Origin of the sequence: Halolamina rubra, from assembly GCF_000739555.1 — an archaeon.
GTDB lineage: Archaea > Halobacteriota > Halobacteria > Halobacteriales > Haloferacaceae > Halolamina > Halolamina rubra.
Genome location: NZ_BBJN01000021.1, coordinates 50439 through 62430 on the forward strand (window position 1 = coordinate 50439; position 11992 = coordinate 62430).

At 69.9% G+C, this 11992-nt stretch carries 9 protein-coding genes and 1 pseudogene; 3 read left to right on the forward strand and 7 right to left on the reverse strand.

Features of this window, described 5'->3' with window-relative positions:
• The first annotated feature begins 37 nt into the window (after window positions 1-37).
• Window positions 38-442 (forward strand): phosphoribosyl-AMP cyclohydrolase, encoded by a 405-nt coding sequence (gene hisI / locus ACP95_RS06090; RefSeq protein ID WP_049980356.1) that lies wholly within the window; start codon window positions 38-40, stop codon window positions 440-442.
• Window positions 439-1572, forward strand: a complete 1134-nt coding sequence (locus ACP95_RS06095; RefSeq protein WP_049980357.1) for a DUF7118 family protein — start codon at window positions 439-441, stop codon at window positions 1570-1572. The genes hisI and ACP95_RS06095 overlap by 4 nt, the downstream gene beginning before the upstream one ends.
• A 17-nt stretch (window positions 1573-1589) precedes the next feature.
• Here ACP95_RS06095 and glmM read toward each other — a convergent pair.
• Window positions 1590-2959, reverse strand: a pseudogene (glmM, locus tag ACP95_RS06100) (phosphoglucosamine mutase).
• Window positions 2960-3186: 227 nt separating this feature from the next.
• Between glmM and ACP95_RS06105 the strand changes: the two are divergent.
• On the forward strand, window positions 3187-3546 hold the full coding sequence (locus tag ACP95_RS06105) for a hypothetical protein (RefSeq protein WP_049980358.1): 360 nt from the start codon (window positions 3187-3189) through the stop codon (window positions 3544-3546).
• A 62-nt stretch (window positions 3547-3608) separates the two neighbouring features.
• Here the strand turns inward: ACP95_RS06105 and ACP95_RS06110 are convergent, their stop codons facing one another.
• The 6 genes from ACP95_RS06110 to lipA form a co-directional block, all read right to left on the reverse strand.
• Complete coding sequence (locus ACP95_RS06110) at window positions 3609-5504, reverse strand: ABC transporter ATP-binding protein (protein ID WP_049980359.1); 1896 nt, start codon at window positions 5502-5504, stop codon at window positions 3609-3611.
• 114 nt (window positions 5505-5618) lie between these two features.
• On the reverse strand, window positions 5619-7043 hold the full coding sequence (gene lpdA, locus ACP95_RS06115) for a dihydrolipoyl dehydrogenase (protein ID WP_049980360.1): 1425 nt from the start codon (window positions 7041-7043) through the stop codon (window positions 5619-5621).
• Between the two features lie 2 nt (window positions 7044-7045).
• Window positions 7046-8575, reverse strand: a complete 1530-nt coding sequence (locus ACP95_RS06120; RefSeq protein ID WP_049980361.1) for a dihydrolipoamide acetyltransferase family protein — start codon at window positions 8573-8575, stop codon at window positions 7046-7048.
• A 3-nt stretch (window positions 8576-8578) separates the two neighbouring features.
• On the reverse strand, window positions 8579-9565 hold the full coding sequence (locus ACP95_RS06125) for an alpha-ketoacid dehydrogenase subunit beta (RefSeq protein WP_049980362.1): 987 nt from the start codon (window positions 9563-9565) through the stop codon (window positions 8579-8581).
• A complete protein-coding gene (gene pdhA / locus ACP95_RS06130) occupies window positions 9562-10671 on the reverse strand; it encodes a pyruvate dehydrogenase (acetyl-transferring) E1 component subunit alpha (RefSeq protein WP_049980363.1) in 1110 nt (369 codons plus the stop codon). The genes ACP95_RS06125 and pdhA overlap by 4 nt, the downstream gene beginning before the upstream one ends.
• Window positions 10672-10948: 277 nt before the next feature.
• Window positions 10949-11899: a lipoyl synthase gene (lipA, locus tag ACP95_RS06135; protein WP_049980364.1), complete on the reverse strand. Its 951-nt coding sequence runs from the start codon at window positions 11897-11899 to the stop codon at window positions 10949-10951.
• Window positions 11900-11992 lie beyond the last annotated feature (93 nt).

An 11992-nucleotide genomic window follows, 5' to 3' on the forward strand; every position in this document is an offset into this window, starting at 1 on the left:
TCGGGTGTTTATGAGTCCGAACGCCCACACTCCGGGTATGTCCGAGCTCTCGGCGGTCGACATCGACTTCGGCGACGACGGGCTGGTCCCCGCGGTCGCGCAGGACGCCGACGACGGCGAGGTGCTGATGCTCGCGTACGTCTCGCCGGAGGCGCTCCGGCGCACCGTCGACACCGGCCGCGCCCACTACTACTCCCGCTCGCGCGACGAGCTCTGGGAGAAAGGCGCCACCAGCGGCAACGGCCAGTCGGTCGTCGACGTGCGCGTCGACTGCGACGCCGACACGCTGCTGTACGTCGTCGAGCAGTCGGGCGGCGCCTGCCACACGGGGTATCGCTCCTGCTTCCACCGCTCCGTCGAGTCGGTCGACGACGACGGCACGACCGTCGACGTGGAGACCACCGGCGAGCAGGTGTTCGACCCCGACGAAGCGTACGAATGAGCGTCGCCGACGAGCCCGTCCCGGACGCGCCCGCGACCGACGACCTGCTCGCGGAGCTCCGCGACGCCCGCGACGAGCGGGAGTCGATCGCCGCCGAGATCGAGCGCCACGGCGAGGACTCGGTGCAGGCCGTCGCCGACGCCGTGGGCGAGGCGACCCGGCTGCTCGACCGCTACGCCGACTCCGCGACCGGCACCGGCGACTTCGAGGCGTACCTGGAGTTCCAGAGCCAGTTCGCCGAACTGGTCGAGGAGCTCCCCGAGGGGATCCCCGAGCGCGAGGGGTTCGAGACCGCCAACGAGGCGGTCGACCAGCGCACCATCTCCGAGAGCGACTTCCAGCGCGCCCGCGAGGCGATCGCCGACGCCCGGGAGATCGCGGACCTGCTCGACCGCCGCGAGGCCGCCGAGCAGCGCGTCGACGACGCCGAGCGCGCGGTGTCCGAGCGGCTCTCCGCCATCGAGCGCCGGCTGGACGAGCTCGCCGAACTCCGCCGGCTCGGCGACGCCGACCTCTCGGCGCCGACCGAGGCGCTCACGGAGCCGATCGACCGCTACGACGCGGCGGTCCGCGAGGAGTTCGCGGCGTTCGTCGACGACGCGCCGGTCCGGGAGCTGCTGGGGTTCGTCGAGACGATGCGGCTCTACCCGCTGATCGACTACCAGCGCCCGCCGGACGACCTCCTCGAGTACGTGCGAAACCATCCAGCCGGCGAAGAGCCCCTCCCGACACTGCTCTCCTACGCCGACTACTCCGGCTCGAAGCTGTCGCACTACGTCGAGGACCCCACCGCTTTCGAGACGACGGTGCCGGTCCACCGGACGTACCTCGACCGCATCGACGCCGAGCCGCTGACGATCGGCTCGCCGCCGCCCGCGGCCGAACTGCGCTACCTCGCGAGCGAGCTGGTGTCGGTCGTCGCCCGGTTCGCCGACGCGGCGACGGTCGCGCTCGCCCGCGACCTCCGCGAGCTCGCGCGGCGGGACGACTACGACCGGCTGCGCGACGCCGTCGTCGCCGAGGAACAGCTCACCGAGAGCCAGCGCGAGGCGCTCCGGAACGGCGAGATCGAGGCCGAGGCCGAGCGACTCCGCGAGGCGCGGGAGCGACTGGCCGGGGCGCTGGACTGAGAGAAGGGTCCGGGCGCTCAGGCGTCGTCGAGCGCCGCCGCGAGTTCGTTCTCGACGGCGTCGGCGAGTTCGACCGCGCGCTCGCGCTCGCGAGCCTCGGCGTAGATCCGCACCTTCGGCTCGGTGCCGCTGGGCCGGACCAGCACCCAGGCGTCGCCGTAGTCGAGGCGGTAGCCGTCGACGGTTTCGGCCTCCACGTCGCGTCGGCGGCGTACTGCTCGGCCGCGCCGAGCATCGCGCTGAGCTCTCCCTCCCCGTCGTAGCCGATGTTCCGCCGGACGTTCTCGTAGGCGGTGTACGGCCCGACGACCTCGCTGGGCGCCTCCCCCGTCGCCGCCAGCAGTTCGAGGAACTTCGCGGCGATGAACGCGCCGTCGCGCACGAGCCGGTAGTTCGGGAAGAAGATCCCCCCGTTCCCCTCGCCGGCGATCGGGACCCGCCGCCCGCCGGCTTGGAGCTCCTGGATCCGGGTGATGATGTTGGTCGCGCCGATGGGGGTGAGTTCGAGGTCGGCGCCCACGTCGTCGCAGACGTCGACGAGCCGCTGGGAGACGTTCACCGCGGCGACGGTGGCGTCGCCGGGCTCGAGCGCCTCGGCCGCCAGCGCCGCGAGCGAGGCGTCGCCCTCGACGTACTCGCCGGCCTCGTCGAAGAAGATCGCGCGGTCGGCGTCGCCGTCGTGGGCGACCCCGAGGTCGGCGTCGGCCGCGCGCACGAGCCGGCCCAGATCGTCGAGGTTCTCCGGCACCGGTTCGGGGTCCCGGCCGGGGAAGTGACCGTCCGGCTGGCCGTTGACGGTCACCACGTCACAGCCAAGCCGGCGGAAGAACTCGGGGCTGGTGAGCGCGCCCGCGCCGTGGCCGGGGTCGAGCGCGACCGTGAGGTCGGCGTCGGCGATCGCGGCGCGGTCGACGTTCGCCAGCAGGTCGTCGACGTAGTCGACGGCGACGCCGTCGATGCGCCGGGAGGCGCCGGTCGCGTCCCAGCCGGCCTCCTCGAACGTCTCGCCCAGCAGGCAGTCCTCGACGCGTTCGAGCTCGGCGACCGGGAGCTCGACGCCGTCGGCGCCGACGAGTTTGATCCCGTTGTACTCCGGCGGGTTGTGGGAGGCGGTGACGACGACGGCCGGCACGCCCTCGACCTCCGCGTAGCGCACGGCCGCGGGGGTGGGGACGACGCCGAGGCGGTCGGCGTCGACGCCCACGGCGGTGAGGCCGGCGTCGGCGGCGTTCGCGAACAGCTCGCCGGTGGTTCGGGTGTCCCGGGCGACGGCGGCGCGGTCGGCGTCCCAGACGGTGCCGGCGGCCTTGGCGACCCGGAGGACGAACTCGGCGGTGAGCTGTTCGCCGGCGACCCCCCGGGTGCCGCTGGAGCCGAAGACCTTCATTCAGGTGGTGGTGGAGTGTCCGGGTTCAAAGCGGTTCCGAAGGGGGTACACACGCGCACGAGGTTCTCGCAGTGGCAACGTGATATGTTCGTCGCCGGGGCTGTCACTGCGGCGGCTAAACTCGGTGTTTATTCGGGTTAAAACGGACTTAGAACCGGTAAAACCGCCGAATATCGCCTTCGCCGTCGTCACACCTTATCCTCCTCCCCGGCCAAGCGGAGGATGCGATGAGAGCAACCAAGGCAGTCGCGTTCACGATGGCAGCGATGCTCCTGTTGGCCGGCACGGTCGCAGTCGGTGCGGCCGCGCCCGCCGACCAGGCGAACAGTACGGCCGGCAACGCGCCGGCCGACGACGCTGACGCGGACGACCCCGCTGCCGACGACGACCGCCCCGACGAGGTCGGCCCGAGCGGCGGCCTGCCCGACGCGGTGCCTGACCACGTCGACGGCATCCACCAGCGCATCGGGTCGTTCCTGGACGGCTCCATCGACGACCTCGGGAGCTCGCTCAGCGACTACCTCGGCGACGGCGAGCAGGCCGAGAACGAGCAGTCCGACGCGGCCGACGGCGAGTCCGACGCGTAATCGACGCTCGGTTTTCGGCTGATCCCCTGTTTTCGACACCCAGTAGCGACCGGTGGCGCGCGTCAGTCGTCGGCCGACGCGACCGACACGGCGCCGCCGGCCTGCATCTCCCAGAGGCTCGCGTAGTCGCCGTCCTCGCGGAGGAGCTCGTCGTGGCTGCCGGTCTCGGCGACGCGGCCCGCCTCCATCACCACGATGCGGTCGGCGTCCTTGATCGTCGAGAGTCGGTGGGCGATGACGAACGCGGTGCGGTCCGCGGTCAGTCGGTCGAGGCTCTGCTGGATCTGCTCCTCGGTCTCGGTGTCGACGTCCGAGGTCGCCTCGTCGAGGATGACGATCTCGGGGTCGTTCAGCAGCGCGCGGGCGATCGCCAACCGCTGGCGCTGGCCGCCGGAGAGCTTCACCCCCCGCTCGCCGATCTCGGTGTCGTACCCCTCGGGGAGGTCGGTGATGAACTCGTGGGCCTCGGCGGCCTTCGCGGCGTCGACGACCGCGTCGCTCACGGACTCGCCGTCGTCGGAGAGCACCGAGAGGTCGCCGTAGGCGATGTTCTCCTCGGCGGTGCCCGAGAACATGTACGGGTTCTGCTCGACGATGCCGACGTGTTCACGGAGCGCGGGGAGGTCCCACTCGCGCACGTCGACGCCGTCGACGCGCACCGCGCCCGAGTCCACGTCGTAGAACCGCGGCAGCAGTTTCAGCAGCGTCGACTTCCCCGCGCCCGTCGTCCCGGCGAGCCCCACGGTTTCGCCAGCCTCGACGTCGAGGTCGACGCCGTTCAGGATCGTCTCGTTCTCGTCGTAGCTGAACGTCACGTCGTCGAACTCCACGTGGCCGTTGACCGACTCGGGGACGTAGGCGTCCTCTGGCGTCGTCACCTCGGGCTCGTGGCCCAGGATCCCGAACACGCGCTCGGAGGAGGATTTCGCGAGCTGGTACTTGTTCGCCGTCTTCCCCACGCGGCGCATCGGCGCGTAGAGCCGGCGCAGGAGCATGAAGAACGTCGCGACGACGCCGGCTTCGAGCGCGCTGGAGGAGCCGGTGATGATGTCGCTGCCGACGACCCACAGCATCGCGACGAACACGAGTCCCGTGATCACGCGGAGCGCGGAGAAGAACGCGCGCCGGATCTTGATCGCGCCGACCTTCTCGTCGTGGTACGTCTCGCTCTGGTCGGAGACACGGTCAAGCTCGAACTCGTAGCGGTTGAACGTCTTGATCACGCGGGCGCCGCCGAGGTTGTTCTCCAGCCGCGAGTTCAGCCGGGAGACGGTCTCGCGGATGCCGCGGTACTTCGGTTCGATCCAGGTGAGGAACCGCCCGGAGGCGAGCCCGATCAGCGGCACCGGCGCCAGCGCGATCACCGCGACTTTCGGCGAGTACCAGAACATGATCGCCGCGATGCCGCCGACGGTGGCGACGACGCGGATCGCCTGCCGGATCTCGGTGTTGAGGAACTGCTCCAGCCGGTTCACGTCCTGGTTCAGCACCGACATCATCGCGCCGGTCTGGTGGGAGGCGAAGAAGCCCAGCGAGAGCCGCTGGATGTGGTCGTACGTGTCGTTCCGCAGGTCCCGCTGCACCTTCTGGGCGGTGGACATGAACAGGTACCGCGAGGCGAAGCGGGCCAGCGACCGCACGACGTAGGCGGCGCCGGCGATGATCACCAGCTGTTCGAGGAACTGGAGCCGGGCGGCCTGCCCGGTGATCTCCCCGGTGGGAAGCAGGCCGGCGCTCACGAGCAGGCCGCCCTCGCCGGTCCCGCTCCGAATGACGCGGTCGATCGCCACGCCGACCAGCAACGGCGGGACCAGTCGGGACAACCGGACCACGAACGCGGCGACGGTGCCCACGGTCAGGCGCCGCCAGTACGGGATGCAGTAGCGCAGGAGCCCCTTCATCGAGTGGCCGTCGACCGACTGACGGATCTCGGAGAAGCTCCCGTGTTCGTCACTCATTACGTTCCGAAACACGTTCCAGCCGGAAAGATGTGGGGCTGGCGGAGAGCAACCCCGCTTCGGTTCGCACCGACCGACGGCGGAAACTGCCGGAGAAGAGGCGCTGTCGGCTCGCTACCGGTTCAGCGTGTGGATCGCCTCGTCGTTGGCGTTCTCGGCGGCCTCCATTACCGCTTCCGCGAGCGTCGGGTGGGTGTGGACCGTCGACGCCACGTCCTCGAGCGTCGCGCCCATCTCGATGGCGAGCGCGCACTCGGCGATCAGTTCGCTGGCCTCGGGGCCGACGATCTGCGCGCCGAGCACGAAGTCGGCCTCCTGCTCGGCGACGATGCGGACGAACCCCTCGCTCTCGCCGGTCGAGAGCGCGCGCCCGGAGGCGCGGAACGGGAACTCGCCGACTTTGGGTTCGAAGCCGGCCTCCTCGGCCTCGGCCTCGGTCATCCCCACGGTCGCGATCTCGGGGTCGGTGAAGACGGCTGCCGGGATCGCCTGCTGGTCGAGCGCCGCGGGCTCGCCGGCGATCACTTCCGCGGCGACGATCCCCTCCTTGCTCGCCTTGTGCGCGAGCATCGGCTCGCCGGCCACGTCGCCGACAGCGAATACGTTCTCGACGTTCGTGCGGGCCTGATCGTCCGTCTGGACGAACCCGTTCTCGTCGACCTCGACGCCCGCGGCCTCGGGGTCGAGGCTCTCGGAGACCGGCTGGCGGCCGACCGCGACGAGCACCTTGTCGGCGTCGTACGTGTACTCGGCGCCGTCCTCGTCCTCGGTGGTGACGACGACGCCGCCCTCGGTCTCCTCCCACTCGCTCGCGGCCTCGCCGAAGTTGAACTCGATGCCGAGCTCGTCGGCGCGCTTCTTCACCGGCCGGCTCACGTCGTCCTCGTACCCCGGGAGGATCCCGTCGAGCATCTCCACGACGGTCACGTCGACGCCCATCTTGGCGAAGACGGTCGAGAGCTCCATCCCGATGTAGCCGGCGCCGACCACGACCAGCTTCTCGGGCGGTTCCTCCACGTCGAGCGCGTCCCGGGAGGACCAGATCGGCTCGTGCTCGAACTCGAAGCCGGGCACCTGGATCGGTCGCGAGCCCGTGGCGACGATGGCGTGCTCGAACTCGATCGACTCCGAGCCCTGCCCCTCGCCGCCGTGGGCGATCCGGGCGGTCGAGTCGTCGACGAACGTCGCCTCGCCCTGCATCAAGTTGACGCCGTTGGCCTTACAGAGCTTCTCGACGCCGCCGGTGAGCTGGTCGACGACGCCCTCCTTCCACTCCTGCATCTCGTCGGTGTGGATGACGGGGTCGGCGTGGACGCCCATCTCCGTCGCGTTGCGGGCGTCGTGGGCCACGTCCGTCGCGCTGATCAGCGCCTTCGAGGGGATGCAGCCGTAGTTCAGGCAGGCCCCACCGTACGCGTCCCGGTCCACGAGCGTCGTGTCCAGCCCGTTCTGTGCGGCGCGGATGGCGGCGACGTAGCCGCCCGGCCCCGCGCCGATCACCAGTACCTCCGTTCCCGTCGTCACGTCTCCTACGACCATTGTTAGAGCAGTAGTTTCGTCGGCTCGGCCAGATATTCCTTCACGGTGTTCGTGAACTTCGCGGCCTCGGCGCCGTCGATGACCCGGTGGTCGATCGCCAGCGAGAGCGGCAGCGTGTGGGCTGCGACGACCTCGCCGTCGTCGACGACCGGGCGCTGTTCGATGGCGCCGAGCCCCATGATCGCGGTCTCGGGGTAGTTGATGATCGGCGTCGCGTACTCGCCGCCGAACGCGCCGAAGTTCGTGATGGTGAACGTCCCGCCCTGCATCTCCTGGGGGGAGATCGAGCGCTCGCGGGCCTTCGTCGCCAGCTCCTGCACCTCGTCGGCGAGTTCGAGCAGCCCCTTCTCGTCGACGTTCTTCACGACCGGCACCATCAGCCCCGCGTCGGTCGCGACGGCGATCCCGATGTTGTAGTAGTTCTTCAGCCGGATGACCCCCTCCTCCTCGTCCAGTTCGGAGTTGAGGATGGGGTACTCCTTCAGCCCCGCAACGACCGCCTTCAGGACGAACGCCATGTACGTCAGGCGGATCCCCTTCTCCTCGGCGGTCGCCTTCAGCTCCTCGCGGGTCTCGACCAGCGTGTCGATCTCCGCGGTGTCGTGGTGGGTGACGTGCGGGGCGGTGTACTTCGAGGTCGCCATCTGCTCGCCGATGGTCCGGCGAACGCCGCGGTAGGGGACCGTCTCCTCGCGGGCCGGCTCGGCCGTGGCGGACTCGGCCCCCGCCTCGGCCTCAGCGCCGGCTTCCGCCGCCGGCTCCTCCTCGCGCTCCGCGAACGCGCGGACGTCCTCCGCCTCGACGAACGCCTCGCCGTCGCGGGTCTTCTCGGTCGGCACCGCGTGGATGTCGACGCCGAGCTCCTCGGCGAGCGCCCGGGTCGCCGGGACTGCGAGCGTCGTCTCGCGCTCGGCCCGGGGGCCGGCGTCCGCGCTGACGGTCTCGCTCGCGCCGGCGCCCGTCGGCGCCTCGGGCGCGCCGCCCTCGCCGGGCGTGACGGCCGTCTCGTCGGCGGTGTCGTCGTGTGCCTCGGCGGACTCGTGGTGGGCACGCACGTCGGACTCGCTGATACGGCCGCCGGGGCCGCTCCCCTCGACCTCGGCGATGTCGACGCCGAGCTCGCGGGCCAGCTTCCGGGCCGCCGGCGGCGCGAACACGCGGCCCTCTGGGGTGTCGGCGGCCTCGGCTGCGGCGGCCTCCTCCGTGTCCGTCTTCGCGTCGTCGACGCTGTCGCCGGGCTCACCTTCAGTGTCGGGCGCTTCGGCCTCGGCGTCGCCGGACTCGGCCCCCTCGTCGACGTTGAACGAGATGATCACGTCGCCGACGGGGACGATGTCGCCCGGTTCGGCGAACAGCTCCTGCACGGTGCCGTCGTAGCGGGAGGGCACCTCGACCAGCGCCTTGTCCGTCTCCACCTCGGCGACGATGTCGCCCTCGCTGACGGCGTCGCCGGGCGACACCTGCCAGGAGACCAACTCGCCCTCGGCGACGCCCTCGCCGACGTCGGGTAGCTTGAACTCTTTGACCGTCATGGCTCAGAACTCCACCGCCTCACGGATACCGTCTTCCACTCTGGAAGCGTTGGGCAGGTAGTAGTCCTCCATCGCGTACAGCGGCACGGGCACGTCGAAGCCCGTGACGCGCTTGACGGGTGCCTCCTGGTACACCAGCGCCTCCTCCTGCAGGAGCGCGGTGATCTCGCCGGCGAGACCGCCCGACTTGGGCGCCTCGTGGACGACGACCGCGCGACCGGTCTTCTTGAACGACTCGACGATCGCCTCGCGGTCCAGCGGCGACACCGTCCGGAGGTCGACGACCTCGGCGTCGACGCCCTCCTCGGCGAGGTTCTCCGCGGCCTCGAGCGTCGGCCGGGTCATCGCGCCGTAGGTAAACACCGACACGTCCGCGCCCTCGCGCCGGACGGCGGCCTCGCCGATCGGCACCTCGTACGCCTCCTCGGGCACCTCCTCGCGGAACGCGCGGTAGATGAGTTTGGGTTCGAGGAACACGACGGGGTCGGGGTCGCGGATCGCGGAGATCAGCAGCCCCTTCGTGTCGTGCGGCGTCGACGGCACGACCACCTTCAGGCCCGCCTCGTGGGCGTAGAACGCCTCCTTCGACTCGGAGTGGTGCTCGGGCGCGCGGATGCCGCCGCCGTACGGCGCCCGCAGCACCATCGGCAGCGAGAACCGCCCGCGGCTCCGGGTTCGGTACCGGGCCATGTGGGAGACGATCTGGTCGAACCCGGGGTACATGAACCCGGAGAACTGGATCTCCGGCACCGGCTTCATCCCGCCGACCCCGAGGCCGACGGCGCTGCCGATGATCCCCGACTCCGCCAGCGGCGTGTCGATCACGCGCTCCTCGCCGAACTCGTCCTGCAGCCCCTGCGTGGCGCGGAACACGCCGCCGTTGGCGCCGATGTCCTGCCCCAGCGCGACGACGTCGTCGTCGAGCTCCATCTCGGTCGCGAGACCGTCCCGTACCGCCTGCACCAGCGTGAGGTTCTGTGTCTCGCTCATTCTTCCTCCAGGAACGCGTCCTTCCCGTGTCGGTCGACGGTCGCGACGAACTCGTCGCGCTGCTCCCGCAGCTCCGGCGGGAGGTCGGCGTACACGTGTTCGAACATCTCCTCCGGCTCGGGGCGGGGCTCGGACTCGGCGGCGTCGATCGCCTCGGAGACCTGCTCCTCGACCGTCGCCTCGATCTCGGCGACGGCGTCGTCGTCGAGGATCCCCTCCGAGCGGAGGTAGCTCTCCAGCCGCGGGATCGGGTCCTTGGCCTTCCAGCGCTCGACCTCCTCCTCGTCGCGGTAGACGGTGGGGTCGTCGGCGGTCGTGTGCGCGCCGAAGCGGTACTGCACCGCCTCGATCATCGTCGGCCGGAGCTGGTCCTCGTCGGGGTTCCGGGCCTTCTCCAGGGCGTCCTGGGTGACTTTGTACACCGCCAGGGGGTCCATCCCGTCGACCTGCACGCCCTCGAACCCGTAGGCGTCGGCCTTCTGGGCCAGCGTCTCGGACGCGGTCTGTCGCTCCCGGGGCACCGAGATCGCCCACTGGTTGTTGTTGCAGAAGAACACCATCGGCACGTCGTACACGCCCGCGAAGTTCATCCCCTCGTGGAAGTCACCCTCGCTGGTGGCGCCGTCGCCGAAGTAGCAGATACCCGCGGTGTCGTCGTGCCCCTGCAGGTTCCAGGACCACGCCAGCCCCGCGGCGTGGGGGATCTGGCTCGCGATGGGCACCGCGACGGGGAGGATGTTCGAGTCCTCCGGCACCTCGTTGCCCGCCTCGTACCCCATCCAGTACAGCAGCGTCTGCTTCAGCGGTAGGCCCCGCACGACGGCGGCGCCGTGTTCGCGGTAGGACGGCACCATCCAGTCGTCGTCGGCCAGCGCGTGGGCCGAGCCGATCTGGGCGCCCTCCTGCCCGGAGAGCGGCGGGTACGTCCCCATCCGCCCCTGGCGCTGGAGGCTGACCGCCCGTTCGTCGAAGTGCCGGGCGAGCTTCATGTCCCGGTAGATCTCTGTCAGCGTTTCCTCGTCCAGATCCGGCGGCTCGCCGACGAGGTTGCCGTCCTCGTCGAGCACCTGTACCCGATCCTCGGGGTCGCGCTGTATCGTACTCACGGCTTCACCCTCCTCTCCATGACGGAAAATTTCCGCGGCTTCGGTTATAGTGGTTTCGTAAAAGGTTTATTATGGGCAGAAATCTTCCCTGTCCGGTTGTGTTCGTTCGAGAAGGACGGTGAGAAGTTCAGAACTTCGAATTTACGCCCGGTTTTCCCATGTTTTCGTGCTGACACCGCCGCCAACGGTGCCGAAACTGGACGAACGTTCGGGAAGGATTCATGTCGCGGACCCAACCAGTAACGGCGGGGGCGGCGTCGCCAGTGAGACGAAAAACTCAGCTCTCCGCGGCCGCTCGCGCCTCCTCGCGGGCCTGTTCGGGCCGTTTCCCGTCCCGGACGAGCGCGTCGACGAACAGCTCGCCGGCCTTGTAGGAGGAGCGGACCATCGGGCCCGAGGCGCAGTAGAGGAACCCCAGCTCCTCCTCGGCGACGCGGCGCCACGTCTCGAACGCGTCGGGGTGGACGTACTCGAACACGTCGAGGTGGGAGCGCGAGGGCTGGAGGTACTGGCCGAACGTCACCACGTCGACGCCGACGTTCCGCAGGTCCGAGAGCGTCCGGTAGATCTCGTGGTCGTACTCGCCCAGCCCGAGCATCAGGCTCGTCTTCGTGTAGATGTCGGACTCGCGGTCGACCTGTTCGAGCACGTCCAGCGTCTGCTCGTAGTTCGCGCGGCGGTCCCGCACGGGCCACTGGAGGCGCTCGACGGTCTCGACGTTGTGGGCGATCACGTCGGGATCGGCGTCGATGATCTTTCGAACGTCTTCCTCGTCGCCGCCGAAGTCCGGGATGAGCACCTCGACGAGCGTGCCGGGGTTGCGCTGCTTGCACGCCCGGATCGTCTCGGCGAAGTGGGCGGCGCCGCCGTCGTCTAAGTCGTCACGGTCGACGGAGGTGAGCACGACGTAGTCCAGCCCGATCTCGCCGACGGCCTCGGCGACGTTTTCGGGCTCGTCGGGGTCCAGCGGCTCCATCCCGCCGGTCGCTACGTCACAGAAGTTACAGCCCCGGGAACAGCGCTCGCCCATCAGCATGAACGTCGCCGTGCCGGGGCCCGTGCCCGGCCCGTCGCGGCCGCTCCAGCACTCGCCCATGTTCGGGCAGTTGGCCTCCTCGCAGACGGTGTGGAGATCGCGGTCCCGCAGGCTCTGCTTGATGTCGGTGAACCGTTGTCCCGTCGGCGGCTGGCTCTTCAGCCAGTCGGGCTTCCGCCTGCGGCTGCTCATAGCCGTCAGTGGGGCGGCGCTCGTGAAAAGCGTGCGGTTCGTTCGACGGTGCCGGACATTTGTTTCCCGACCAATAGGTATTTGTTCCCGGTG

Coding starts and splice junctions, on each gene's coding strand:
- hisI (WP_049980356.1), top strand. CDS start 38: ATGTCCGAGCTCTCGGCGGTCGACATCGACTTCGGCGACGACGGGCTG.
- ACP95_RS06095 (WP_049980357.1), top strand. CDS start 439: ATGAGCGTCGCCGACGAGCCCGTCCCGGACGCGCCCGCGACCGACGAC.
- ACP95_RS06105 (WP_049980358.1), top strand. CDS start 3,187: ATGAGAGCAACCAAGGCAGTCGCGTTCACGATGGCAGCGATGCTCCTG.
- ACP95_RS06110 (WP_049980359.1), bottom strand. CDS start 5,504: ATGAGTGACGAACACGGGAGCTTCTCCGAGATCCGTCAGTCGGTCGAC.
- lpdA (WP_049980360.1), bottom strand. CDS start 7,043: ATGGTCGTAGGAGACGTGACGACGGGAACGGAGGTACTGGTGATCGGC.
- ACP95_RS06120 (WP_049980361.1), bottom strand. CDS start 8,575: ATGACGGTCAAAGAGTTCAAGCTACCCGACGTCGGCGAGGGCGTCGCC.
- ACP95_RS06125 (WP_049980362.1), bottom strand. CDS start 9,565: ATGAGCGAGACACAGAACCTCACGCTGGTGCAGGCGGTACGGGACGGT.
- lipA (WP_049980364.1), bottom strand. CDS start 11,899: ATGAGCAGCCGCAGGCGGAAGCCCGACTGGCTGAAGAGCCAGCCGCCG.